Origin of the sequence: Maribacter sp. HTCC2170 (assembly GCF_000153165.2) — a bacterium.
Classification (GTDB): Bacteria; Bacteroidota; Bacteroidia; order Flavobacteriales; family Flavobacteriaceae; genus Maribacter_A.
In genome coordinates this window covers 1,774,996-1,799,790 of sequence record NC_014472.1, presented here as the reverse complement: position 1 = coordinate 1,799,790, position 24,795 = coordinate 1,774,996, and the positions used below count along the sequence as shown (strand labels likewise).

The 24,795-nt window shown below is 37.3% G+C and carries 25 protein-coding genes; 16 read left to right on the top strand and 9 right to left on the bottom strand.

Translation table 11 applies throughout. The features are described 5' to 3' along the window. Window positions 1-40 precede the first annotated feature (40 nt). On the top strand, window positions 41-988 hold the full coding sequence (locus FB2170_RS07930) for a carbohydrate kinase family protein (protein WP_013306017.1): 948 nt from the start codon (window positions 41-43) through the stop codon (window positions 986-988). A gap of 958 nt (window positions 989-1,946) precedes the next feature. Here the strand turns inward: FB2170_RS07930 and FB2170_RS07925 are convergent. Next, on the bottom strand, window positions 1,947-2,750 hold the full coding sequence (locus tag FB2170_RS07925) for a sulfurtransferase (RefSeq protein ID WP_013306015.1): 804 nt from the start codon (window positions 2,748-2,750) through the stop codon (window positions 1,947-1,949). 30 nt (window positions 2,751-2,780) lie between these two features. Continuing rightward, window positions 2,781-3,641 (bottom strand): hypothetical protein, encoded by an 861-nt coding sequence (locus FB2170_RS07920; protein ID WP_013306014.1) that lies wholly within the window; start codon window positions 3,639-3,641, stop codon window positions 2,781-2,783. Between the two features lie 205 nt (window positions 3,642-3,846). Here FB2170_RS07920 and FB2170_RS07915 point away from each other — a divergent pair, with 205 nt between their 5' ends. Both FB2170_RS07915 and FB2170_RS07910 read left to right on the top strand, forming a co-directional pair. Further along, the gene (locus FB2170_RS07915) at window positions 3,847-4,362 is read left to right on the top strand and encodes an RNA polymerase sigma factor (RefSeq protein WP_013306013.1); all 516 of its coding nucleotides are present in this window, start codon (window positions 3,847-3,849) and stop codon (window positions 4,360-4,362) included. Next, window positions 4,359-4,952 (top strand): hypothetical protein, encoded by a 594-nt coding sequence (locus tag FB2170_RS07910; protein WP_013306012.1) that lies wholly within the window; start codon window positions 4,359-4,361, stop codon window positions 4,950-4,952. Before FB2170_RS07915 ends, FB2170_RS07910 begins: the two co-directional genes overlap by 4 nt. Window positions 4,953-5,091: 139 nt before the next feature. Here FB2170_RS07910 and FB2170_RS07905 read toward each other — a convergent pair whose 3' ends face one another. The 3 genes from FB2170_RS07905 to FB2170_RS07895 are packed head-to-tail and all read right to left on the bottom strand — an operon-like array spanning window position 5,092 to window position 7,871. Further along, window positions 5,092-6,228, bottom strand: a complete 1,137-nt coding sequence (locus FB2170_RS07905) for an ATP-binding protein (protein ID WP_013306011.1) — start codon at window positions 6,226-6,228, stop codon at window positions 5,092-5,094. After that, complete coding sequence (locus tag FB2170_RS07900) at window positions 6,225-6,980, bottom strand: SDR family NAD(P)-dependent oxidoreductase (protein ID WP_013306010.1); 756 nt, start codon at window positions 6,978-6,980, stop codon at window positions 6,225-6,227. The genes FB2170_RS07905 and FB2170_RS07900 overlap by 4 nt, the downstream gene beginning before the upstream one ends. A gap of 15 nt (window positions 6,981-6,995) precedes the next feature. Next, complete coding sequence (locus tag FB2170_RS07895) at window positions 6,996-7,871, bottom strand: aldo/keto reductase family oxidoreductase (RefSeq protein WP_013306009.1); 876 nt, start codon at window positions 7,869-7,871, stop codon at window positions 6,996-6,998. Between the two features lie 160 nt (window positions 7,872-8,031). Here FB2170_RS07895 and FB2170_RS07890 point away from each other — a divergent pair, with 160 nt between their 5' ends. From FB2170_RS07890 to FB2170_RS07830, 13 genes are all read left to right on the top strand, one after another. Next, a complete protein-coding gene (locus tag FB2170_RS07890; RefSeq protein WP_013306008.1) occupies window positions 8,032-9,033 on the top strand; it encodes an AAA family ATPase in 1,002 nt (333 codons plus the stop codon). 92 nt (window positions 9,034-9,125) lie between these two features. Continuing rightward, on the top strand, window positions 9,126-9,992 hold the full coding sequence (locus FB2170_RS07885; RefSeq protein WP_013306007.1) for a DUF58 domain-containing protein: 867 nt from the start codon (window positions 9,126-9,128) through the stop codon (window positions 9,990-9,992). 60 nt (window positions 9,993-10,052) lie between these two features. Further along, window positions 10,053-11,654: a hypothetical protein gene (locus tag FB2170_RS07880; protein WP_013306006.1), complete on the top strand. Its 1,602-nt coding sequence runs from the start codon at window positions 10,053-10,055 to the stop codon at window positions 11,652-11,654. Further along, the gene (locus FB2170_RS07875) at window positions 11,655-12,653 is read left to right on the top strand and encodes a vWA domain-containing protein (protein WP_013306005.1); all 999 of its coding nucleotides are present in this window, start codon (window positions 11,655-11,657) and stop codon (window positions 12,651-12,653) included. A gap of 3 nt (window positions 12,654-12,656) precedes the next feature. Beyond that, window positions 12,657-13,706, top strand: coding sequence for a VWA domain-containing protein (locus FB2170_RS07870; protein WP_013306004.1), 1,050 nt, complete (start codon window positions 12,657-12,659; stop codon window positions 13,704-13,706). Then, entirely contained in the window at window positions 13,684-14,565 is an 882-nt protein-coding gene (locus FB2170_RS07865; RefSeq protein WP_013306003.1) for a tetratricopeptide repeat protein, read from the top strand. The genes FB2170_RS07870 and FB2170_RS07865 overlap by 23 nt, the downstream gene beginning before the upstream one ends. Before the next feature lie 5 nt (window positions 14,566-14,570). Continuing rightward, window positions 14,571-16,346 carry a BatD family protein gene (locus tag FB2170_RS07860; protein WP_013306002.1) on the top strand — a complete coding sequence of 592 codons (1,776 nt, stop codon included), beginning with the start codon at window positions 14,571-14,573 and terminating at the stop codon, window positions 16,344-16,346. 3 nt (window positions 16,347-16,349) lie between these two features. Then, window positions 16,350-17,108: a tetratricopeptide repeat protein gene (locus tag FB2170_RS07855; protein ID WP_013306001.1), complete on the top strand. Its 759-nt coding sequence runs from the start codon at window positions 16,350-16,352 to the stop codon at window positions 17,106-17,108. Window positions 17,109-17,172: 64 nt separating this feature from the next. Beyond that, entirely contained in the window at window positions 17,173-17,478 is a 306-nt protein-coding gene (locus FB2170_RS07850) for a hypothetical protein (protein ID WP_013306000.1), read from the top strand. Window positions 17,479-17,570: 92 nt separating this feature from the next. Beyond that, window positions 17,571-18,200 carry a carbonic anhydrase family protein gene (locus FB2170_RS07845; protein ID WP_013305999.1) on the top strand — a complete coding sequence of 210 codons (630 nt, stop codon included), beginning with the start codon at window positions 17,571-17,573 and terminating at the stop codon, window positions 18,198-18,200. Between the two features lie 18 nt (window positions 18,201-18,218). After that, a complete protein-coding gene (locus FB2170_RS07840) occupies window positions 18,219-20,084 on the top strand; it encodes a SulP family inorganic anion transporter (RefSeq protein ID WP_013305998.1) in 1,866 nt (621 codons plus the stop codon). A gap of 113 nt (window positions 20,085-20,197) precedes the next feature. Continuing rightward, window positions 20,198-21,217 carry a phenylalanine--tRNA ligase subunit alpha gene (gene pheS / locus FB2170_RS07835; protein ID WP_013305997.1) on the top strand — a complete coding sequence of 340 codons (1,020 nt, stop codon included), beginning with the start codon at window positions 20,198-20,200 and terminating at the stop codon, window positions 21,215-21,217. Window positions 21,218-21,227: 10 nt separating this feature from the next. Beyond that, window positions 21,228-21,623, top strand: coding sequence for a hypothetical protein (locus FB2170_RS07830; protein ID WP_013305996.1), 396 nt, complete (start codon window positions 21,228-21,230; stop codon window positions 21,621-21,623). A gap of 3 nt (window positions 21,624-21,626) precedes the next feature. Here the strand turns inward: FB2170_RS07830 and FB2170_RS07825 are convergent, their stop codons facing one another. The 4 genes from FB2170_RS07825 to FB2170_RS07810 form a co-directional block, all read right to left on the bottom strand. Further along, complete coding sequence (locus tag FB2170_RS07825) at window positions 21,627-22,121, bottom strand: YciI family protein (protein ID WP_013305995.1); 495 nt, start codon at window positions 22,119-22,121, stop codon at window positions 21,627-21,629. A 1-nt stretch (window position 22,122) separates the two neighbouring features. Continuing rightward, window positions 22,123-22,590 (bottom strand): CYTH domain-containing protein, encoded by a 468-nt coding sequence (locus tag FB2170_RS07820; protein ID WP_013305994.1) that lies wholly within the window; start codon window positions 22,588-22,590, stop codon window positions 22,123-22,125. Between the two features lie 96 nt (window positions 22,591-22,686). Continuing rightward, entirely contained in the window at window positions 22,687-23,844 is a 1,158-nt protein-coding gene (locus FB2170_RS07815; protein ID WP_013305993.1) for an MFS transporter, read from the bottom strand. Window positions 23,845-23,854: 10 nt separating this feature from the next. After that, window positions 23,855-24,784, bottom strand: coding sequence for an ROK family protein (locus FB2170_RS07810; RefSeq protein WP_013305992.1), 930 nt, complete (start codon window positions 24,782-24,784; stop codon window positions 23,855-23,857). Window positions 24,785-24,795: the final 11 nt, after the last annotated feature.

The window sequence follows — 24,795 nt, the reverse complement described above, 5'->3', positions numbered from 1 at the left end:
TCATTTGTAATTACTTTTGCTCCAACAAAGTATAGAGGTTATGAAGAAGGTGTATTGTATTGGGGAATTACTCATCGATTTTGTTGCTGAAAAGCAGGGCAATGATCTTTCCAAAGCAGATGTATTTACTAAAAAAGCTGGCGGAGCACCAGCCAATGTGGCTTGTGCAATAGCCAAATTGGGTGGTTTAAGTAAATTCATTGGTGCCGTTGGTGATGATCAATTTGGTTCTTTTTTATTGAATGTGTTGGATGAAAACCATGTGGACATAACCCTTACCCAACGTTGTAAAAGTTTTACTACCATAGCCTTTGTCTCTATCGCCGAAGACGGTGAACGTGATTTTGTCTTTAGTCGTGGTGCTGATAAGGAATTAAAGTACGACTCTAGCCTAAAAACAAGTTTTAAAGAAAATATGGTTCATTTTGGGGCTGCAACTGCCCTATTGGGTGGCGACCTGGAATCTGCATATAGCCGTTACTTTTTTGATGCCCTAACACAAAATGCTTTTATAAGTTTTGATCCTAATTTTAGGGGGGACCTTTGGAAAGGCGAAGAAGCAGTCTTTATAAAAAAATGTATGCCCTTTGTTCAAAAAGCGCATTTGTGCAAATTTAGTCTTGAGGAGGCACAATTGCTTTCAGGAAAGACCAATTTAGAGGAATGTTGTGCCGTTTTACACGAAATTGGTACTGCAGTGATTGCTATTACGTTGGGTGGCGAAGGTACACTGTTGAGTACAGAGAATTCAAAACATACCATTCCGAGCATTAGCGTTAACCCGGTGGATACTACCGGTGCTGGAGATGCCTTTATTGGTTGCCTGCTTTATCAAATATCTACCATTCACAATCCTATGGATATATTAAAGGATATGGATTTATTGATTGAAATGGTTAAAAAAGCAAATGCCGCCGGTGCCATCACTACCACAAATTTTGGGGCCATACCTTCTTTACCAACCCATGATGCTATTTTCGGAAATTAATATTTAGCGGTATCATCTTGATTGCCCGATTTCAAAATCCACCTCTTTATATTACTATTTATTTAACCTAGGAAGTATACTATTTTGTTGTTTTTTGGTTTTTAGCAAAAAATTATGAAAAAAAGTGATTTTTTTTATTTATCTCATTTTCAACTATTTACATTTTATTTTCTTTAAAAATTTGTTAAATATTGTTTAAAACAGTACTATTTATTACATAGTACTGTAACAAAATAATATTGTTGTCGTCTTGTTAGTATAAATCAAATAATTATTAACATTTAAAAATATAAATCATGAGAGCAACAATCAGTACAACACCAACACAAGCGAGAACATCAACCATCTTTTCAAACTTTAGGAACAGCAAAAGAGTAAGCTGGACAGCAAGTAGGAATTATAGATAAGAAATAACAACGATCAACACAACAATCTAAAACAAGACATCATGAGAGCAACAATCAGTACAACACCAACACAAGCGAGAACATCAACCATCTTTTCAAACTTTAGGAACAGCAAAAGAGTAAGCTGGACAGCAAGTAGGAATTATAGATAAGAAATAACAACGATCAACACAACAATCTAAAACAAGACATCATGAGAGCAACAATCGGCACAACACCAACACAAGCAAGAACATCAACCATCTTTTCAAACTTTAGGAACAGCAAAAGAGTAAGCTGGACAGCAAGTAGGAATTACAGATAAGTCGTAACACGACTAAAGACAACAATACAACCTAAAAAACAGAACTAATGACAACCACCATCACCAATCAGTTCCCCACCCAATCAAAAAAGAATGCCTTTCTTTCAAGTTTCAACGCCAGTAAAAGAATAAGATGGGCAACAGACCAAAAATATAGCCACTAATCACGGCGAATTTTCCCCCAATATACTTTCATCAATCAAAACATAAGGAGGTAAGCTAAATATAGTTTATCTCCTTTTGCATTTTATGAATCAGTTCTTTGCGCCCATTCGGTCCAAGAACCGTCAAAAACTCCTTTTTCATTGTTAAGTCCGGCCAGTTCCGTAGCCAATAAAACAATACAGGCCGTAACACCAGACCCACAACTAAAGACCAAAGGTTGATCACCCAACTCTTTCTTGCCAAAGATTTCTAGAAGTCCCTCTTTGTTTTTGAATTTGCCATTTTCGAGTAAGGTCTCGTAAGGTATGTTCATGGATTTTGGAATACTCCCACTTCGTAAACCCTTTCTAGGTTCTGGAGCTGTTCCATTAAAACGACCAGCGGAGCGCGCATCTACAACCAAACTTTCTTCTTGATCTATATTCTTTAAAACAAAATCAAAGTTCTTCAACACATTAGGCTGCAATGAAGCAGTGAAATCACCGATTGCATATTTGATGGTTTTTCTAGTTTCAGTTTTAAATCCTTGTTGTTCCCATTCTGGCAAACCACCATCCAAAACGGCTACATTCTCATGCCCCATAACTTTAAACATCCACCAGACCCTAGGACTAAAATAGATGCCACGATTGTCATACACCACGACCTTACTTTTCTTGTTTATACCCAATCTTCTACTTTCCCGTTCAAATTGTTCAACTAAAGGAAAGGTATTTGGGTATTCAGAACTTGTATCGCTAAAAGTGTTTTTTAGGTCAAAGACGCGAGCGCCAGGAATGCTTATTGGTTCTGAAGGACTACTGGGTTGACTTGCATCAAGAACTACCATGTTGGGCTCTTTAAGATGAGTATTTAACCATTCGACATTGACTAAAAAGTTGTTCATTTTTTAATAATTATGAAATCTATATCAAGTTTAAGAATAATATTCCAAGACTTCATGTCCTCTTTTAGTTACAAAAGCATTTGGCCGGTCTTTTGCCCCAATACTCGTCACCATATTATGCATCTGTTTTTCCAAGTTCCAGTTATCGTCTTCTTGTTTTTTTGACCTTAAAAGCACAATTGCAGCATCGAGTTCATGAGATTTTACCTTTTCTCGTTTTAATAACCACAGTATTTCTAAAAAATCACTCTTGTACATATTAGGAAAGGTAAGTCTATCTATCCCTTTGATCATAACCTTGGAGCTATCTCTAGAACTATAACAAACCTTATGTAACAAAACATACTGAATGCATCTGTTCAATAAATCGTTTGTCTGGGCCGTTCTTAATTGCTTTGGAATGAATGAAATACCTTTCAATAATTTGGTGATTCCCCAATAACAGGAATGTTTGCCATAGCAACTGGTGTTAGAGCAAAATTCATTTTTATCACCTATATAACAACCATCATCAAACCTTTGGTATTTATAAAAGAATTCCAGCGCTCTGAAACTTTTATCACTTGGATTGTCATTAAAGTAGGCATCAAGATAAATCATATTCCCATTTAAACAGGGAATAGGAAAATGATCTTTTTTTAGGGTATAGATACCATGTTTGGTGTCAAAAAAATGTTGTTGTATCTCTTTTAAGGGTTTTTTTACCCTTGGATCATTTTGATCATGCTCAAGGTCTGCCAAAAGAATCAATGTCCATAATGTTGCCTTGAAATTTGGAACATAATGTGTATAATCAGGATAATATTTGTGGGTTTGAGGCAGTGTTTTCCAAAAGCCATTTTTTCCTTGGGCCTTAAAAATCCTATCTATGATTTTTTTCTTCTTGTCCAAAATTAAAGAGCATTATAAAAGCGGTGAAACCTCTCTAAAGTTACGGTATAATTCGCTTAAAAACAGAGTGGAATTGGGTTTATAACACCCTTTCTGAAATATGAGTTGTTTTAAGCCGTTTCTGGAAAAAAGCTTAAAAAAGTTGAACTCTTTGTCATAAATCAACAGATCTTGTAACTAAATTTAGTAGAGAGAAGAATTAAAAATGAACGAAACACTTGAAACCACCTTTCTGAAGACCTTGGAGCAAAACCAGCAGAAACTCTTCAGGATTTGCTCTGTTTATGGCAAAGATACTGAAGACACCAAAGACCTTTTTCAAGAAGTTTTGATTCATATCTGGAAATCAATGCCTTCTTTCAAAGGGAATTCCTCGATGGGTACATGGATGTTCCGGATTACCTTGAACGTTTGTCTTCGATTAAAAACAAAGGAAATAAAGAGGAAAAAGAAGATGTTACGAATGAACAGTCAAGCCATTCACTTTCACAAAACTGAAATCGCTACGGAAGATGATCAAGAAAGGCATGGTCAACTTTTACAATTACGAAAATGCATCAAACAACTCAACGAAGCCGATAAAGCAGTCATCACACTTTATTTGGAGCAACTGCCTTATAAAGAGATATCCAAAGTTACCGGCTTGACGGAAAATAATATTGCTGTAAAAATAAAGCGCATCAAAAAGAAATTGTTGAACTGTTTAAGACCTATATCATGATAGAAGACGAATTGATACAAATCTGGCAATCCTCCCCCGAACAGGAACAAATAAAATTCGAGAAATCGAGATTGATGCTAGACATGCAATCGAGTTTAGATCGATTTCATAGGTTGATAAAGTATAGTCTTTTGGTAGAGCAAATTGCTGTTATTATAATTATTCCTGTATTCTTGTTTATTGTTTACTGGGTGCCTCCTGTACTATCTAAAATTGCGTCTTTTCTAATAGTGTTGTGGGCCATATGGTACATGTTTAGACTTAGAAAAATAAAAGAAAAACAACCAAAATCAATTCTACTAAACTATTTGGATTACCTAAAGAAAAACAGAGGTTACTTAAGGTATCTTAAAAATATGACAGACACGGCAATGTACTGGTATATCTTGCCACCGATGACTGGTTATTTCATGTTTATTATCGGTGCTCATCTCTACGCAAAAGGCCCTACTGCCTTCTTTTTATTAACACTACTTCTCGGGATGGGTGCAAGTATTGCCTATTACTTATATTTTAGATGGATTGTCAAAAAAATCTACATGCCAAGACTGCAAAAAATTGACAGCCTTATCAAAACCTTGGAAGAATGATTTTTAAATTGAGACTCTCCGTTCTACTAGTTGTACAATTATATTGTTCTACAAATGAATTTGGAGTTATTGAACAAAGCTTTCCCCAATTGGTATTTAGCGTAATTTCGAATTGGATTTTGCAACAGGTAACATAAAATCAATTATACTTCACCTTTCTTAAGATGCGCAACGACTCTTTTAGCGATTTATACACTTCTTGATTATTCTTTTTTAAAAGTGGTCTTGCCTTTTCCATTTGTTCCTTGGCCTCTTCAAATCCGTTTAAATAACAGATAAGGTAGGTGGCAGGTAATAGTCTTAAATCTCCTTTTTCTACTCGACTCAAGGCGATATTTTTCTCCAGTTTTTGAAGTAAGGTATTATTAGCATTGAGAATGTGATGGAGGGTCTTTTTTTCATATTGGGGAGGATTAAAAACAAGCTCACTCTGAATTTGGTACGTGCCATTATCTTCAAAGGTAATCGCCACCTTTTCCAAGGGGTAATAATTGAGTTTATTTCCCAAACCTAAACGAACATATTCGATGGTGCTAAAGGTGGTGTCATCATAATGAATAGACACCTCATCCAAGGTAGAATAGAACAGTTTTACCTGTTCGTTGATCAGCTCAATATCTACCCTGGAAAAATATACTTCCTCTTTTACTTTTTTAGTGTTCCCCGCCCAACAGACCACAAACTGTTCTTTAAAAACCTTGTAGTTACTTTCAAGGTCCTTATGTCGATTATTTATAAAGTCAATAACACCATCGAGGGTAAGTTCAATATTGTTACGGGCGTGCAGTTCAATGGTGGAAACAGCCTCGGAATTAATGTCTTTCAACTCTATATCATAGGCCTTGGGCAAGCTGATACTACCTTCTCTAAAAAAGACCGAACCGCCGTAGTACTTCCAAATATTTTTTCGAAGAGCACATACCCGTCCGTTCGATTTTATGGTAACCAAGCCAACGACCCTACCTTCCTCTAAATGCGGAAACGGAATATTCTCATAAGCAATCAACGGTGGATTATCTAGATAGGCATTTACCAAGTTTTGGATCTTACTATCATCAAAAAAATCGACCCCAACAATCTTATTGTCTTCATCTTCCACCCCGACGACGATAAATGAATTGTTTTTTGGATTGCTATTGGCAAGAGCACAAACATGTTTTAAAAACTTGGCTTTTCCTTCTTTGTGACCAATGGCAATAAAACGCTTTTTGTCGTAGAAACTATTCTCGTCGTTATGTGCGAGAAGGTTTTTTACGAGAAGGCGTTTGTTGATCATAGTTCTTTCTTCACAATCGTACTACTTGCTTGCGCTGTTGGCATAACTACTAGATCTGCAATGTTCACATGATATGGTCGAGTCACAACAAAAAGAATGATATCGGCAATATCTTCTGGTTTTAAGGGTTGGAATCCTTTATAGACAACATCGGCCTTATTATCATCACCTTTAAAACGTACCTGACTGAATTCGGTCTCAACCAATCCAGGGTTTACCGCCCCCACTCGAATTCCATATTGATTCAAATCGATACGCATGCCTTGATTGATAGCATCAACCGCATGTTTACTTGCACAATACACATTTCCTTTGGGGTACACTTCTTTCCCGGCTGTCGATCCTATATTTATGATATGACCAGCCTTTTCAGCAACCATAGTTGGCAATACAGCTTTCGAGACATAAAGTAACCCTTTCACATTAATATCGATCATGGCATCCCAATCGTCTAGGCTTCCTTCTTCAATGGAATCCAATCCATGGGCATTCCCCGCATTATTTACCAAAATGTCAATATTGCAAAAATCCTTGGGCAATGCGTTAATTTTACTTGTGACATCTGCCTTGTTGCGAACATCAAAATTCAAGGTATGCACTCGGGTTAATTTTTCCAGTTCTTTTTCTAATGCGTCCAATCTTTCTTGACGCCTTCCACAAAGGACTATATTGAAATTGTTCTCTGCAAAAAGTTGAGCTGTTGCGCGACCAATGCCACTTGTCGCCCCAGTTATTAAAGCTATTTTATTCATATTATTCAATCAATATTATGGTACCGAATGACCAAGACTGGCCTCCAATAAAATGAACCAATCTTCCAAGTCCATTTGTATGTCACTTGCCTTAAGGGCATCTGTCAAACGATTTTTAGTTGTGGTGCCAACCACCGGAAGTACTTTTGCGGGATGCTTCATAATCCAGGCCAATAAAAGTTGGTCTTCGGTTGCATTGTATTTATCCATCATGGGTGCCAATTCTCTCCGAATACGTTGTGTTTTTGGTGTGTTTTCCCTAAAATAACTCCCTAACGGACTCCATGACATGGCCAATCTATTGTTTGCCACAATATCATCCAAAGAACCATCATACATCACAGAATTAGCTGTTAAAGAAAACTCTATTTGGTTAGCTGCCATTGGCAATCTGGACTCAAGCATGGCCATTTGGGAAGGTGTGTAATTAGATACTCCGATCTCTAATATCTTTCCCGCTTTCAAAAGTTCTTCAACGGCTTCTTTAATAACATCAGGATCCATTAACGGGCTGGGTCTGTGTAACAATAACAAATCTAAATAATCAGTCTTCAAGTTTTTAAGTGAATTTTCTGTAGACCAAATAATATGCTCCTTAGTATAATTGTAGTGGTTAACAGTGCTTTTCCGATTATCAGACATTAATTGAATACTGCATTTAGAGATCAGCTGAATATCTTCTCTTTTGATTTTAGTATTTGGGAATGCATTTCCGAAGTCCTCCTCAGTAGTGTATCCACCATAAATATCGGCATGGTCAAAAGTGGTGATTCCCAACTCGAAACAGTGCTGCATTAAGCCGATTATTTCCTTTTTTTTAAGCTGTTTTCCCCATCTGCCCCAAGTCATGGTTCCAGCAATAATTTTTGAAAATTTTGTTATGTTTGCCATAGGTATGTGAAATTAAAAAGAAATCACTTAAAAACTTCATAAAAATAGGGGCTATCGTCATTTTTTAACCAATCGTTAACAGCGATACAATGAATAAATTTTCAATTTGCACCACTGTTAAGATCAAAACAAACCATTACCAGAAAACATATTAAAATATATGGAAGAAAATACTACTGTAGACATTAGCGCAGTGAACGAGAAAATTGCCAAGGAAAGTGCTTTTATAGACTTGCTAATGTTGGAAATGAATAAGGTAATCGTAGGCCAAAAACATATGGTCGAAAGATTGCTCATTGGTCTTTTAGGACAAGGTCATATTTTATTGGAAGGTGTTCCTGGACTTGCAAAAACCCTCGCCATAACTACCTTGGCAAAAGCCGTTAAAGGAAGTTTTAGCAGAATACAGTTTACGCCCGATCTTTTGCCTGCAGATGTTGTGGGTACATTGATCTACAACATGAAAGAAAATGATTTTTCGATTAAGAAAGGGCCAATCTTCGCCAACTTTGTGTTGGCAGATGAAATAAATAGGGCACCGGCAAAGGTACAATCAGCACTATTGGAAGCAATGCAAGAAAAGCAAGTAACCATTGGTGACGAGACTTTTATCCTGGATAAACCATTCTTGGTTATGGCTACCCAAAACCCAGTAGAACAGGAAGGTACCTATCCACTACCTGAGGCACAGGTTGACCGTTTTATGTTGAAAACAGTTATTGACTATCCTAAAATGAATGAGGAGCAATTGATTATGCGCCAGAATCTTTTAGGTAAATACGATGAAGTAAAACCGGTCATTACTACCAAGCAGATCCTAAGTGCCCAAAAGGCAGTTAGAGAGGTCTACATGGATGAGAAAATAGAAAAATACATTTTGGATATTGTCTTTGCGACCCGTTATCCAGAAAAATATAACCTAGAAAACCTAAAACCCTTAATTAGCTTTGGAGCTTCACCACGTGGTAGTATTAATCTAGGAAATGCTGCTAAATGTTATGCTTTTATCAAACGAAGGGGGTATGTTGTCCCAGAGGATGTAAGGGCTGTAGTGCATGATGTGCTCAGGCACAGAATAGGCATTACCTATGAAGCCGAAGCTGAGAACATTACTTCTGAGGAAATCATCAACAAAATTGTTAATGAGGTTGAGGTGCCTTAAAAATAAGGATTGGTCAAATGCCAAAAACTTCATCAACCCCCTAAATAACCTACTACTTTTTCTAAATGATAAGTAAGGTTTATTAAACGACAATGGATACCAAAGAATTACTAAAGAAAGTTCGTAAGATCGAGATTAAGACACGGCGTCTTTCCGATCATATTTTTGGAGGGGAATACCATTCCACCTTCAAAGGTCGCGGAATGACTTTTAGTGAAGTCCGGCAGTATCAATTTGGTGATGATGTACGTAGTATAGACTGGAATGTTACTGCGAGATATAATGAACCTTATGTAAAAGTCTTTGAGGAAGAACGGGAACTCACCATGATGTTGATGGTTGATGTGAGTGGGTCCGAACTTTTCGGAACAACCAATCAATTCAAAAAAGGAGTTATCACTGAAATTTCAGCCACCTTGGCGTTTTCTGCTTTGCAGAATAATGATAAAGTGGGGCTAATTCTGTTTTCCGATGAGGTAGAGCTTTTTATTCCACCCAAAAAGGGAAAGACGCATGTTCTAAGAATCATTAGGGAATTACTTGAATTTAAGCCAAAAAGCAACAAAACAGATATTGCCGAGGCCTTAAAATATTTGACCAATGTAATGAAGAAGAAGGCCATCGTATTTGTGCTTTCAGATTTCATTGCTGAGGATTATGAACGAACCTTAAAAATTACCGGCAACAAACATGATGTTACCGGAATAAGGGTTTATGATGAGCGTGAAGAACACATTCCAAATTTGGGCATGGTACAAATGCAAGATGCTGAAACGGGTGCCTTTCAATTGATAAACACCCAATCAAAAAGGGTGCGTAATGCTTATGGGCAACATCATCGCGATAGGGTAAAGTATTTTCAGGAGACCTTTACCAAATCAGGTTGTGGGGTTTTGAGCTGTAGAGTTGATGAGAGTTATGTGAAGAAGCTATTAGGCTATTTTAAAAGAAGAGGATAAGTGGGAAGTTTGAATTTTGAAATACAGAATATAAAGATACCATCGCAAAGCTTGCGATGTATGGTTATATGCCTGTTTTTAGTTTCTTTAAATGGATTTGGACAGAACGCTCCAAAAGTTTCCTCAGAAGTTGATACCACCTTCATAAAAATTGGTGATCAACTAAAATTCAAAGTCATCGTTGAAGTAGATTCTACCGATATTGTCATTTTTCCAGAAGGTCAAACATTCTCTCCACTGGAAACCGTTGAGGCATTTGCCACAGATACAACTCGAAAGAACGACAGGGTAACTCTATTGAAAACCTATGCCCTTACGCAGTTTGATTCTGGATTCTACAAATTGCCATCGCAGCGCATCGAAATCAATGGCAAAGGATTTTTCACCGATTCATTACTTGTAAATGTTGCTACGGTTCCTGTAGATACCCTCGCACAAAAAATGTATGACATAAAACCATTGATACAAGTCGAGAAAAGTAACTCTCAATGGTGGATCATCTTATTAATCGTTCTCGTTGTTTTAGGAATTATAGGAGCCTTGGTATATTGGTTTGTACTGCGTAAAAAGCCCTTGACGGAAGAAGAGAAAGAAGCGCTTCTACCACCATATGATAGGGCACTTCTAGAATTGAAAAAGTTGGACAACTCCAAGTACTTGATTAAAGACGAATACAAACAATACTATTCTGAACTTACAGATATTGTTCGTTCATATTTAGAGGAAGATGCCAATGTATCAGCACTTGAAAGTACTACTAATGAGTTGATTACCAAGTTAGAGATGCTTAAAGATGCCGGAGAACTTGACCTAGATACTGACACCATTAAACAATTCAAAAACATTCTTCAAACTGCCGATTTAGTGAAATTTGCCAAGTCAAAACCTCCGACTTCGGTGGCCCATCAAGATCGCAAGGCAGTTGAACAAATTGTGGTGAAGACACACGACGCCATTCCAGAACCGACCCTTGAGGAACTTATGGCACAAGAAGAATATCTAGAAGAATTGGCGCGCAAACAACAACGAAAAAAATGGGTGCTAGCAGGAACTGCGGCAGCTGCTTTAGTGTTGGTTTCCGCTGTAACATTTGTCAGTTATTATGGGGTGAAAAAAGCTTGGGACACTGTGTCTGGGCACCCTACTAAAAAACTATTGGATAACGAATGGGTTGCAAGTTCCTACGGATCTCCTCCAATAAATTTAGAAACACCAGAAGTTTTGGTAAGACAGGTAATTGAAATCCCTGCTGAGGCAAAAGCAACCATAAAAGAATTGCAATCTTTTGCCTTTAGAGATGATAAAGCGCTATTGACTTTGGCGAGTACCTCAACCACTTTTACCCAACCAGCTGAGCCAGAATTTGAGAAGACGATTGAGCAATTGCTCAAAAACTTTGAAAATCAGGGGGCAAAAAACATCATTACCAAACAAGAAGAGTTTGTTACCGTAACAGGGGTTAAAGGCATAAAAACTTATGGAAGCGGAAAATTCAAAGTTCCAGAATCGGAAGATCTGATTAAAGGGAAATATGTAATCCTAAGTTTTGGGGGCAAAGGATTTCAACAACAAATCCTGTTGACCTGGCAAGATGGAGACACCTATGCACAAGAGATTATAGATAGAATATTGACAACTGTTGAAGTTAAAACAGAAGTATAAATGATAGAGAATATATCATTCGCGAATCCGGAGTTCCTTTGGTTGCTATTGCTGCTTCCACTGGCCATTCTGTGGTATGTTCTAAAACGACGTGAGCAAACAGCTTCTCTTAAAATTTCGAGTTTGAAAGGTTTTTCAAAATCGAGCATCCTTCCAAAAATAAAACCATTGTTATTCGTGTTTCGAATATTGGCTTTGGCATCTATAATTGTCGCAATGGCACGACCACAGACCGAGGATATTTCAACTAGGACAAAAACAACTAAGGGTATAGATATTGTAATGGCCATTGATGTTTCTTCGAGCATGTTGGCAAGAGATTTAAAACCTAATCGTTTATCAGCATTAAAGGAAGTTGCGGCTGATTTTATTCGTCAAAGACCTAATGATAGAATAGGCCTTGTTGCTTATGCAGGGGAAGCCTTTACTAAAACTCCGATTACCAGTGATAAATCAATTGTATTGAATTCACTTCGTGAAATCACCTATGGGCAATTGAATGATGGTACCGCTATTGGAATGGGTTTGGCGACTTCAGTAAACCGTCTTAAAGAAAGTAAGGCAATAAGTAAAATTATCATCTTGCTTACAGATGGTGTAAACAACTCCGGTTTTATCGAGCCACAAACGGCTGCCGATCTTGCCGTTGAGTATGGCATAAAATCATACACTATTGGTCTTGGAACCAACGGAAATGCCCTTTCGCCAATAGCGTATAATGCAGATGGTTCTTATAGATATGGAATGCGCCAGGTAGAAATCGATGAAAAATTATTAGAAGGAATAGCTGAGACCACAGGTGGCAAATACTTTAGGGCAACCGACAATGAAAAACTGGAAGCCATTTACGATGAAATCAACAAATTGGAAAAAACAGAAGTAGAGGAATTCAAATATTACAAATACGAGGAGAAGTTTAGGCCATGGATTTTTTTGGCAGGGGCTCTACTTCTATTGGAGTGGTTGTTCCGTAATACATTGTTCCGAAGTTTTATTTAAGATATGATTCAGTTCGACGAAAAAATATATTTCTATGTGCTTGCCATCATTCCGGTAATGGTAGTGCTGTTCATTTTGCTCCAAATCTGGAAAAAACGCACACAGAAAAAATTCGCCGATATAGCATTGTTTAAAAGATTAACACCCAATAGGTCTAGTTTTAAGTCCACCTTAAAATTATTGTTCTTTCTTTTGGGTATTACTTTATTGACTCTGGGGTTGGTCAACCCCAAGATTGGGACAAAATTGGAAACTGTAAAAAGAGAAGGTGTTGACATTGTTTTTGCGGTAGATGTTTCTAAAAGTATGCTGGCTGAGGATATTGCGCCAAATCGTCTGGAAAAGGCTAAACGTCTGGTTTCAGAAATTATCAACCAATTGGCAAGTGATCGTATTGGAATAATTGCCTATGCTGGGCAAGCATTCCCACAGTTGCCAATCACCACTGATTATGGTGCTGCAAAGATGTTCCTCCAAAATATGAACACCAATATGTTGACCTCCCAAGGCACGGCTATCAACGAAGCCATTGAATTGGCGACCACATATTACGATGACGAGGAACAGACCAATCGTGTTTTGTTTATTATTTCAGATGGCGAAGACCATTCAGAGGGAACAACCTTGAAAGCGGTAGATGATGCTATCGAAGAAGGTATTCAAATCTTTACAATCGGAGTGGGAAAAAGTAAAGGAGCACCCATCCCCATTAAAAGAAACGGTGTTGTAGAAAGTTTGAAAAAAGACAGACAGGGGGAGGTAGTGATCACAAAATTGAATGAAACCATTTTACAAGATATCGCAAGCGAAGGGGAAGGGGAATATATAGATGGTTCCAATACCTCAGATGCAGTAGAACAGATAAAGGAGATTCTTCTTCAAATGGACAAGACCGAGTTTGAAGCCAAGCAATTCGCAGAATATAAAGATCAGTTTCAATGGTTTTTAGGAGGAGGGCTTTTATTTTTATTTTTGGATGTTTTTATTCTTGATAAAAAGACCAAATGGCTTAAAAAGTTGAACCTTTTCAATGAAAAGAATAGAGAAACATAAGATGAACAAGTATTTACTCATATTGTTATTTATAGGTTCTGCCTCTATTGCACAAGACAAGAAAGAGGAGAAGCTAAAAGAGAAGGCTCTCAATGAGTCGACTAACTTAACTTGGGAAGGAAACAAATCCTTGTCTGAAGATAATTTTGTTTCTGCTGAAGTAGATTACCGAAGAGCGATTGCCAAAAGTGAAGAGAACAATGCCGCACCCTATAATTTAGGAAATGCTTATTACAATAAGGAAACCTATAGCGAGGCCTTTGGACGTTTTAAACAAGCTGGTGAATTGGCCAATGGAAAAGCAGATAAACACAAGGCCTACCACAATATGGGCAATGTGTTCATGAAACAGAAGCAGTATGAAAAAGCGGTTGAAGCATACAAAGAGGCGTTGAGAAACAATCCGAAAGATGAAGAAACCCGCTATAATCTTGCTTTGGCCAAAGAGCTTTTAAAAAAGGAACAAGAAGAGCAAGAGAAAAACGACGAAAACAAGGATAATCAGGACCAGAAAGACAAACAAGACCAAGATCAAAAGAACGACGGGGATAACAAAGAGGATAACAAGGATCAGGACGAAAGCGACAAAAAAGACGAGGGCGACGAAGGGGATAAAGGCGAAGAAAAGAAAGAGGACAATAAAGAAGGTGATGGTGATAAAAAGGAGGAAGAAAAAAAACAGCCTGAAAAAGGAGATCAACCTCAGGAACAAAAGCAGCAGCCAAGACCCAATCAATTGTCCAAGCAACAGATTCAAAATCTGTTAGAGGCCATGCAGAACGAGGAGAAAAAAGTACAGGAAAAAATAGATGCCCAAAAGGTCAAAGGTGCCAAGGTCAAAAATGAAAAGGATTGGTAATTAAAATGAATTTAAAAACCCTCATATCATTTCTTCCGTTGTTGTTCATTGCTTTTGTGATGAACGCTCAGGGTGATGCCGTGACTTTTGAAATGAATCTCAGTAAAGAAAAACTGGGAATCAATGAAAGATTACGTGTTGAGTTTACCATGAACAAAGATGGCGACGACTTTACACCTCCTGATTTTAATGGGTTTAGGGTGCTTATGGGACCTTCACAGGCAATTAGTTCCTCATGGATCAATGGAGTACGTTCTTATTCCAAAACTTATTCATATACGCTGGCCCCTACGGCTCGTGGCAATTACACTATAAAACAGGCTTCTATCGTCATAGAAGGGAAAACCTATAAATCATTGGCGAAAAAGGTTGAGGTAACCGCTGCTGTTGATAAACCTAATGGCCAAACTACCGCAGACGATTATGCCAGTGACAATTTACATTTGGTAGCAGAGGTGTCCAAAAGCGATCCCTACCTTAATGAAGAAATCAGTGTAGTTTATAAACTGTATGTAAGTCCGTCTATCCGTGTTTCCAATTACCGTCAATTGGACAACCCCAAATACAATAATTTCTGGAGCCAAGATATTCCAGTGCAGCGTCTAAATGCAGAAAACGGGACTTATAAGGGAAAACCCTATCGCTACGTCATATTGAAAAGGGTAGTGTTATATCCTCAAAAAACTGGAAAATTAGAGATTGAACCCTTGTCTTTGGATGTTACTGTTGATGTCCCAACAAATAAGCGTGACTTTTTTGGGGGAAGAGTTTATACGCAGACTAACAAAACAGTAGCCGCAGGCAAAAGAACAATTAATGTAAAAGCGTTGCCTACTGCAGGTAAACCTGCAGATTTTGGAGGGGCTGTTGGCGAATTTGACTTTAGTGTCACAACTAGTAAGTCCAGTTTAAATGCGTCTGAATCACTTCAGGCGGTTGTTGAAGTTGATGGTAAAGGAAATCTTAAATTGTTTCAATTACCGAAACCAGAATTACCAGGTTCGTTGGAGGTATACGACCCTGAACATAATGAAAGTGTCCGAACCAACCTTGGTGGTATGAGGGGTAAGGTAAGTGATAGTTATACTATTGTTCCTTCATTCAAAGGAAAATACCCAGTGCCAAGTATTGCTTTTAGTTACTTCAATCCTAAAACAGCAAAATACCATACGCTGAATTCTGAAGAAATAGTAATCAATGTAATAGAGGGGCCAACGAATTCTACAACCTCTCCATCTGCAAATACAAGCACATCCAAACAATCGGTCGTTACCACAGGGAATCAATTTAGTTTCATAAAATTAAAACCAAATCTTAAGACAATAGGGAGTAATTACTTTTTTGGCTCAACATGCTTCTTCCTATGGTGGTTATTACCGCTGTTGTTAATTCCGTTAGCGATTGTATTCAGAAAGAAACGCGAGGCCATTGCAGGTGATATAGCAGGCAATAAAATAAAAAGAGCCAATAAATTGGCCAGAAAATATTTATCAGCGGCTAAAAAGACCTTAGGTAAAAAAGATGCGTTCTATGTAGCCTTGGAAAAAGCATTACATAATTACTTGAAGGCCAAATTAAAGATTGAGACTTCTGAATTCAGCAAGGATAAAATAGCAACTTTGTTAATCGAAAAGAAAGTAGATGAGCCAACAAAAGATGGTTTTATAGGTTTACTGAAGAACTGCGAAATGGCCCGATACAGTCCCTTTTCAGATGTTCAGATGCAACAGGATTATGATAAGGCTAGTGAGGTAATCTCTTATCTGGACAAACAATTATAGACTATGAAGCAACTACTTTCCATAATTGTATTCCTATTCTCATTTTTGGGAATTGCTCAAAATGACGTTATTTTCAATAAGGCCACCGAGGCATATAATAACGGAGACTATCAAACATCTATTGATAGTTATTCGAAGATTTTAGAAAACGGACAACATTCCGCGGAACTCTATTTTAATTTAGGCAATGCCTATTATAAGCTGAACCAAATCGCGCCAAGCATTTATAATTATGAGAAAGCTCTTTTGTTGTCGCCCAATGATAACGAAATAAAAAACAACCTTTCTTATGCTCAAAATATGACTCTTGATGCCATTGAAACCTTGCCAGAAACAGGTTTAACAAAAATATACAAGACCATTACTGGAATAATGACTTTTGATCAATGGAGCTATACCGCGATTGTATTCATGATTTTATTTGTGCTACTATATATAGCTTTCTACTATTTTACTTATGCCACTAAAAAGCGAATCGCCTTTATTGGCAGTTTTGCCTGTCTTTTTGTTTCAATTATTGCAGTGATATTTGCTTTTATACAGTATAGTGACTTCAGTTCAGATCAGCCCGCGATTGTCTTTGACAGTGAAGTACGCATTAAGGCCGAACCTAACAAAAGAAGTGAACAGATATTTATACTCCATGAAGGCACCAAGGTAAATGTTCTTGAAGAATTGAATGAATGGAAAAAAATCAAGATAGTTGATGGCAAAACCGGCTGGGTTACTTCAGAAAGTATTAAACTGTTAAAGGATTTTTAGTCTTTCTTTAACGCTATTTAAAGGAAAGTCCATTATTTTAGCCGAAATTCAAGAATAGCCAACAATGAAACTCTTTTTGCAAATTGTTCTTTCTATTTTTCTTGCAACAAGCATTGTGGCCCCTTCGGTTATTTCCTTAATTGATTCTGATAATAAAATGGAGTTGGTCTTGGACCAAAATGAGGACGACAACCAAAAAGAAAATAAGGAAGGTGAAAAAGAAAGTAGTGATAAAGACACCTTTTATCACATTTGGAATAATTCCCTTTCTTCTTATTCAGTAAGTAAATCTGGAAACAACACATTCTATCTTGAGGAGTGTTATGGCCCTACATTGAACATTTTTCTTCCCCCCCCGGAATTAAGTTAGTTTTATAATAATACTTCATCTGTTCAATTTGAAGTTCTTACCTTATATATCTTATAGGGGATTTTACTATTTACCAATTTAAAACTATTGAAATGATACATAAAGCACTAGATAAAGCAACACAATCATCCTTAACACCAAATGGTGTGCTAATTGATTTAATGGATGGGAATAAAAGATTCATTGAAACGAAAATGGAATCCAGGGATCTTGAAAGTCAAAGAAACCAAACCGTCGGTGGACAATTCCCCAAAGCTGTGGTTTTATCTTGTATTGACTCCAGAGTTCCTGTAGAAACCATTTTTGACCAAGGTATCGGTGATGTTTTCGTTGCACGCGTTGCCGGAAATTTTGAAAACACCGACATTTTAGGAAGCCTTGAATACTCTTGTAAAGCTGCTGGTAGTAAACTGGTGTTGGTATTGGGCCATGAATCCTGTGGTGCAGTAAAAGCTGCTATCGACGGTGTTGAATTAGGAAACATCACCTCAATGTTAGGAAACATTCTGCCTGCAGTAAAACAAACATCAGACCAAGTTGAGGGTGAAGCCAGTTCTTCAAACAGTGAATTTGTAGCAAAAACCGTAGAAAATAACGTTGCACTTTCTATTGAAAGAATTCGTGAAAAGAGTCCAATTCTTAAAGAAATGGAAGTCAATGGCGAAATCAATATTGTAGGCGGCGTATATCACCTTTCTACAGGTAAAGTTGTCTTACTATAATCAAATTCAATCTGTAAAATGAAAAATTTATTTTCAAATTTTAAAGGTGATCTTCTAGGAGGAATCACTGCAGGAATTGTTGCCCTCCCCTTGGCACTTGCATTTGGTGTAAGTTCAGGTCTAGGGCCTAGTGCAGGTCTTTATGGCGCAATATTCATTAGTTTTTTCGCCGCTTTGTTTGGGGGTACAAACACTCAAATTTCCGGCCCAACTGCACCAATGACCGCAGTAAGTATGGTGGTCATTGCTGGTATTATTGCTGTTTATGACGGCAGTGTTGAAAAAGCACTCCCAGCTATCTTGACAATATTCTTATTGGCAGGTTTAATGCAAATAGGTTTAGGTCTTTTGGGTATTGGAAAATACATTAGATACATTCCTTATCCCGTGGTTTCAGGTTTTATGACAGCAATAGGTGTTATTATACTTATCACCCAGATTATGCCTGCTTTAGGGTACTATCCGAAAGAAGATGATTCTTGGGTTGAACCCTTTAAACCTCAGGCTGAAGAATTGATTTTAGAAAACATCCTTAAAGATGAAGCTGGAGAAGGTATTCTCGTACTGGAAGATTTTAAAGAAACCATCTCAAGGGCCGACGAAGTAACTGAAACAACCATTTGGGAAGAATCGAAGACTTTGGCAGCTAAGGAAGCTTCAGGTGTTTTGGGTGCTATTAAGGTCTTGCCCAGAGCTTTGAAAAATATAAATTGGCTCGAACTCGGTCTTGCTCTTGCGACCATTCTAATTATTTATGGATTTAAGCGCATCACCACAACAGTACCTAGTACGCTTGTTGCATTGATACTGGTTTCAGGAGTTGCTTATGGTTTTGGACTTGATTACAGAACAATTGAAAAAATCCCAGAAGGTTTTCCAATGCCCAATTTGGAGATATTCACAGCGTTTGAGTTTGGATCCATTTCTCCCTATATATTCACGGCTCTAACCCTCGCACTCTTAGGAGCTATCGATTCGTTATTAACATCGGTTGTTGCTGATAATATGACTAAAACCAAGCACAAACCAAATAAGGAGTTGATTGGTCAGGGAATAGGAAATACAATCGCCAGTATTTTTGGTGGAATTCCTGGAGCCGGTGCAACCATAAGAACAGTAGTAAACATTAATTCAGGCGGAAAGACCAGATTATCCGGAATGGTTGCTGGGATTCTTTTATTAGTGATTCTACTAGCAATGGGGCCAATAGCATCACAAATTCCAGCCGCTGTTTTAGCGGGTATTTTAATAACCGTAGGTATAGCGGTGATGGATTATAAAGGACTAAAAGCTATTCCCAATTTACCAAAAGATATAAAGTTAGGGCCATTAAAGCTAAGCTCTGAGGTAGTCGTAATGATTGTGGTATTGGTACTTTCCACTTTTTGGAATCTCGTATACGCAGTGGGTATTGGATTGGTGATTGCCTCCTTAATGTTCATGAAGAAACTTGGTGATCTTACCGCTGAGCGCTCAGAGGTAAAGTCATTGGGTAAAGAGAAAGGATGGGCCGATGAAGCAGATTTTCCAAAAGAGTTTGAAGAAGAAGTCTTTATTAAACACATTAAAGGGCCTTTATTCTTTGGAACAACTAGTGAATTTCAACAACTGGCAAATCAGATTCCTAGTACCGCATCCTATACTATCATTCGACTTGATAGAATGCAATATATGGATCAGTCTGGTCTATATGCCATGGAAGATGTTTTGCAAGAACTCAACAAAAAAGATATTACCGTACTTTTTGTTGACCTATTGAGACAGCCCAGATATATGATGGAACGTATTGACATTATTCCTGATTTTATTCCTGAAGAACATATTTTCGATACTTTTAAGGATTGTGCCAAGTGGATTAAAGAACATGTAGATTATAAACACTAGAATATAGTTTTAACAGCAAATAAACCGTGTCCTCGATAAAGACGCGGTTTTTTATGCCTTTGAGTGGCTATACTTCATAGATTGTTTTAAATTTGTCCTCTTAGTTTTGTATCATGATCGATAAGATAAAGGAACATATTGCTGAAGTTGAAAATTTCAAAGCTGAATCTAATGAAGCTTTAGAGGCTTTTCGAATTAAATATTTGGGGAAAAAAGGTCTTCTCAATGAGTTTTTTGCTGAGTTTAAAAACGTTCCCAACGAGCAAAAAAAGGAATTTGGCCAAACAATAAACAAGTTGAAGATTTCGGCCACGGAAAGAGTTAATTCCTTAAAAGATACATTGGAGAACAAAACGGACGAGGCTAGTATTTATGGGGATTTAACCCGGCCAGGTGAAGCAATGGCATTAGGCTCAAGGCATCCTATCTCTCTTGTAAAGAACCAGATTATCGACATTTTTTCAAGAATAGGCTTCAATGTTTCAGAGGGGCCCGAAATTGAAGATGATTGGCATAACTTTACAGCTTTAAACCTTCCTGAATATCATCCAGCAAGGGATATGCAGGACACATTCTTCATTCAAACCGATCCAGATATCTTATTAAGAACGCATACTTCATCCGTTCAGGTGCGTTATATGGAGAACAACAAACCTCCAATCCGAACGATTTCTCCTGGAAGGGTTTATAGAAACGAGGCCATATCTGCTCGTTCACATTGCTTTTTTCATCAAGTGGAAGGTTTATATATTGACAAGGATGTTTCTTTTGCAGATCTTAAGCAGACCCTACAGTTTTTCACAACTGAGTTGTTCGGGAAATCAAAAATCAGGCTAAGACCATCATACTTCCCATTTACCGAACCAAGTGCAGAAGTTGATGTTTACTGGGGACTCGAGACTGAAACCGATTATAAGATGACCAAAGGGACCGGTTGGTTAGAAATAATGGGCTGTGGTATGGTTGATCCAAACGTACTGGAAAATTGTGGGATAGACTCAAACGAGTATTCAGGTTTTGCCTTTGGGATGGGAATAGATCGTATTGCCTTATTACTTCATCAAATATCTGATATTCGATTATTGAGTGAAAATGATGTTCGTTTCTTAGAGCAATTTAAAAGCACCCTATAACTTTTTCTTATTGAAAAAAGATATTGAAATACCCGTAGTTAAAGATATTCATATAGCTATGGTATTAGAATGGAATGATGAATTCAAGACCGATGAATGGAATGCGTATCTTTTAAATAATGGATCAAATACCATTGAAATGGTTTTCATTGTCTCTAAAGGTCATGATGGAGAAACCAAAACTGCTTTAATGCGCCACAGTATGGAAGCTTTGGATGCCCAATCCTTTCAAAAAATAGAATTCGTTCAAAACGAGGTACTCCAACTAAACAATGAGTTTCATTTAACCTATTATGTAGATGGTACATTGTTTGAAAAAAAGTTCCTTTTTCCAAAAGGTTCAGTAACCGAAAAAGCATTGGCCAAAATCCCACTATTGGACAAAAAAGGAATCCTAGCCCAATAACTATTAGCGCAAGGGAAAACCCTTTGCTGCCCACCAAGGATGAATTTCTATTACCAAACGACCCGCTTTTACCATAGGGTCCATATTGGCAAGGCTATCGGCTATTTCCAAGGTCGGAGTATTATAAATCGTGATACCACGAATATCACCATCATCACCAAATGGACCAGAAATATCGGCATAACCTTCCTCGTACATTCTTCCTAAATGCTCCATATGCATAGTTTGTAGACTATCACTCTCAGCTTTATTCTGTGAACGGTTAGGACCTCTTTTAAGAAAAGCTATAAAATACTGTTGCATCAACATAGTGTCTTTAGTAACCTCATCCACAAAATCAAATGTTTTATACCCTTTTTTAATCAACTCTTCATTAATTTCCCGAACTGATTTTTCTTTCACTACTTCAACTATTTCATCAACTTCAGTTACAGCACTTTGCTCTTGTTTACAAGACACAAAAACACATAAAGTCAACAAGCATAGAGTATATTTCATCTTACCACTTTTTAAAAGGTGCTTTGCTCAATAGTGAATTGTAATATTTAACCTGACCCGTTACTTCTTCTCCTAACCAGTCTGGTCGGTCAAATTCATCATTTTCGTTTTGCAATTCGATTTCGGCAACTATAAGACCTTTATTGTCATCAAAAAACTCATCTACCTCAAAGATATATTTTCCTGCAGGTATTTCATACCTCATTTTATTGATAACTGATTTCTCGCACAAGCCCAATAAGGCTTCTGCTTCTTGTAAATCTATTTCCTTCTCCCATTCAAAACGAGAAGTACCTTCTTCATTTGATTTTCCCTTTATTGTCAAATATCCTATGTCCTCATTGATTCTTACGCGTACTGTTCTTTCGGGATGGGTATTCAAAAAACCTTGGACAATTCTTCTTTTCGAAGTTGCTTCATTTTTGAACTCATCAGATTTAACCAAAAACTTGCGTTCTATTTCTATCATTATTGAACGGTCTTTACCGCTAAAAATATACAAATCAAACCAAACACCCTTAGAATTAATAGGGCATTATTGTGCTAAGAAGGCTATTTAATCATGTTATGTATTTTCTTTCTTCATGGAAAATGGAATAATAAGCAAATAGACAAAGCATAAACCAAGAACAGTAAGACTTCCCAATATTCCCGAGTACGAGCTTACAAAACCCATAATAGGCGGAATTATAGCTCCTCCCACAATTGCCATTATCAATAGACCCGATATCTCATTTGATCTTGTGGGCATTTTATTAATAGCCATAGAAAACACCAAAGGGAAAAGATTGCCAGCACCTAGTCCCACAATAAATATTGATATATAGGCCATTACCTCGGTAGCAGAAAACATAATCGCCGTAGTACCGATAATGGATAAAACCGTGGTGGTCACCAAAAAAAACATCGGTTTTAAATACTGTAACAAAATGGCCCCAGTAAACCTACTGATCATTAATGCAGTAAAATAAACACTTATCCCATAGGAGGCATTTTCCAAAGTAAGTCCGTGAATTTTCATCAAAAAAGCCTGAATATTAGTGTTCATACCCACATCTGCACCGACAATAAGAAAAATTGCAATTACCATGGTCAGTACAAATTTATTGGTCAGTAATGCCATACATGAACCGAATGTTGCTGGCGCTTCAGATTTTATATTTTCATCAATCTTAGTCAAGGAAAGCCAAAGTAGATTTACTAATGATATTATGGCATATATGAGAAATACCAATATCCAATTATCATAGGTTATGGCCAAATAGGTAGCAATAATTGGTCCCGTTAAAGAAGTTATGGCCTTTATAAACTGGGAAAGGCTTAAAAAACTAGAGAGTTTGTTTTTAGATGATACTTCTTGCAGTAAAGGGCTTGCCGCCACCTGTACAATGGTATTACCTATACCCATAAACACAAAAGCGATTAATATCACCTCAAAAGAATAATGCAGGAAAGGAATCAACATTCCTAAAATTGTAATGATGATCCCAATGTTCATCATTTTCTTTTTACCAAGTTTATCTTGAAGGATTCCTACAGGGATTGAAAAAACAAAAAACCATATAAAAACCATTGAAGGAATAAACTGTGCCATAGAATCTGAAAGACCAAAATCTTTCTGCACGTATCCTGTTGAAACCCCAACAATATCAACAAAGCCCATGACAATAAATGTTAGGAAGACCGGAAACAGTTTGCTAACCTCGATTTTTTTTGAAGTCATCTTTATTGATTTAAAGTTCAGGTAATTCGTCTTTCACCGATTGCCAAAAAACAGGGTCAAATAGCTTAGCACTACCCAATATAGCGGCATCTTCCATTAAGTTCGATATTTCAATTTCAACCCGTGACCCATAATCCAACATTTTCTTTTCAAAAGTCGGTAGAAATAGCTCGCTTGCCTTTGAAATATTACCTCCCATTACAATAATATCCGCTTTGAACCTTTCAATAAAAGGCATCATGAACGTTGCCATGTTCAAACCAAATTCGTCAAAAACTGCTTTTGAATGAGGATTATTCACCATTGCCACCTCTTTAACACCTAGTAACTTTTCCCCTGTAAGCTCCTCGTACCTGTTTATGCACCATCGCGTAGAAAAATAGTCATCACTAATACCAGATTTAAATGGTTTATCCCACAAACATCCTCCCTCGGGTACTTCATCACTATGTACTTGCGGGATGCCATTTTCGATAAAAGCAGAACCAAACCCCGTGCCCAACGTTACAACAATCACTTTGCTATACAATTTCGCTTTTCCTTGTTTTGATACGCCAACACCAAAGGAAGTAGCATCGTTTAAAAATCTTAAATCAACTTCATCACTATTGATATATTTAGGTAATTCTTCGGGTATCGAAACTTTATACAAGCTCTCATATTTGTCATTATCACCTTCGAACATCGCCACTCCGCTTTTGTAATTAAAAGGTCCTGGAATAGCAAACCCAATATTAGTTGTATTTACAATCCCAGCACTTTCAATGGTCTCGTTAATAGCTCTGCTCCAGTTTTCTAATACAACATCCTTGGATTCCTTGTTGTTTACTTTGACAGAATGAGTGGTCGCCAGAATTATTTCATTGGTTTTCAGGTTCACGGCAGCACTAACAATATGACTTCCGCCAACATCAACTCCAATGGCTATATCTTTTTTCATAATTATTTTGA

Coding starts and splice junctions, on each gene's coding strand:
- FB2170_RS07930 (WP_013306017.1), top strand. CDS start 41: ATGAAGAAGGTGTATTGTATTGGGGAATTACTCATCGATTTTGTTGCT.
- FB2170_RS07925 (WP_013306015.1), bottom strand. CDS start 2,750: ATGAACAACTTTTTAGTCAATGTCGAATGGTTAAATACTCATCTTAAA.
- FB2170_RS07915 (WP_013306013.1), top strand. CDS start 3,847: ATGAACGAAACACTTGAAACCACCTTTCTGAAGACCTTGGAGCAAAAC.
- FB2170_RS07910 (WP_013306012.1), top strand. CDS start 4,359: ATGATAGAAGACGAATTGATACAAATCTGGCAATCCTCCCCCGAACAG.
- FB2170_RS07905 (WP_013306011.1), bottom strand. CDS start 6,228: ATGATCAACAAACGCCTTCTCGTAAAAAACCTTCTCGCACATAACGAC.
- FB2170_RS07900 (WP_013306010.1), bottom strand. CDS start 6,980: ATGAATAAAATAGCTTTAATAACTGGGGCGACAAGTGGCATTGGTCGC.
- FB2170_RS07895 (WP_013306009.1), bottom strand. CDS start 7,871: ATGGCAAACATAACAAAATTTTCAAAAATTATTGCTGGAACCATGACT.
- FB2170_RS07890 (WP_013306008.1), top strand. CDS start 8,032: ATGGAAGAAAATACTACTGTAGACATTAGCGCAGTGAACGAGAAAATT.
- FB2170_RS07885 (WP_013306007.1), top strand. CDS start 9,126: ATGGATACCAAAGAATTACTAAAGAAAGTTCGTAAGATCGAGATTAAG.
- FB2170_RS07880 (WP_013306006.1), top strand. CDS start 10,053: ATGGTTATATGCCTGTTTTTAGTTTCTTTAAATGGATTTGGACAGAAC.
- FB2170_RS07875 (WP_013306005.1), top strand. CDS start 11,655: ATGATAGAGAATATATCATTCGCGAATCCGGAGTTCCTTTGGTTGCTA.
- FB2170_RS07870 (WP_013306004.1), top strand. CDS start 12,657: ATGATTCAGTTCGACGAAAAAATATATTTCTATGTGCTTGCCATCATT.
- FB2170_RS07865 (WP_013306003.1), top strand. CDS start 13,684: ATGAAAAGAATAGAGAAACATAAGATGAACAAGTATTTACTCATATTG.
- FB2170_RS07860 (WP_013306002.1), top strand. CDS start 14,571: ATGAATTTAAAAACCCTCATATCATTTCTTCCGTTGTTGTTCATTGCT.
- FB2170_RS07855 (WP_013306001.1), top strand. CDS start 16,350: ATGAAGCAACTACTTTCCATAATTGTATTCCTATTCTCATTTTTGGGA.
- FB2170_RS07850 (WP_013306000.1), top strand. CDS start 17,173: ATGAAACTCTTTTTGCAAATTGTTCTTTCTATTTTTCTTGCAACAAGC.
- FB2170_RS07845 (WP_013305999.1), top strand. CDS start 17,571: ATGATACATAAAGCACTAGATAAAGCAACACAATCATCCTTAACACCA.
- FB2170_RS07840 (WP_013305998.1), top strand. CDS start 18,219: ATGAAAAATTTATTTTCAAATTTTAAAGGTGATCTTCTAGGAGGAATC.
- pheS (WP_013305997.1), top strand. CDS start 20,198: ATGATCGATAAGATAAAGGAACATATTGCTGAAGTTGAAAATTTCAAA.
- FB2170_RS07825 (WP_013305995.1), bottom strand. CDS start 22,121: ATGAAATATACTCTATGCTTGTTGACTTTATGTGTTTTTGTGTCTTGT.
- FB2170_RS07820 (WP_013305994.1), bottom strand. CDS start 22,590: ATGATAGAAATAGAACGCAAGTTTTTGGTTAAATCTGATGAGTTCAAA.
- FB2170_RS07815 (WP_013305993.1), bottom strand. CDS start 23,844: ATGACTTCAAAAAAAATCGAGGTTAGCAAACTGTTTCCGGTCTTCCTA.
- FB2170_RS07810 (WP_013305992.1), bottom strand. CDS start 24,784: ATGAAAAAAGATATAGCCATTGGAGTTGATGTTGGCGGAAGTCATATT.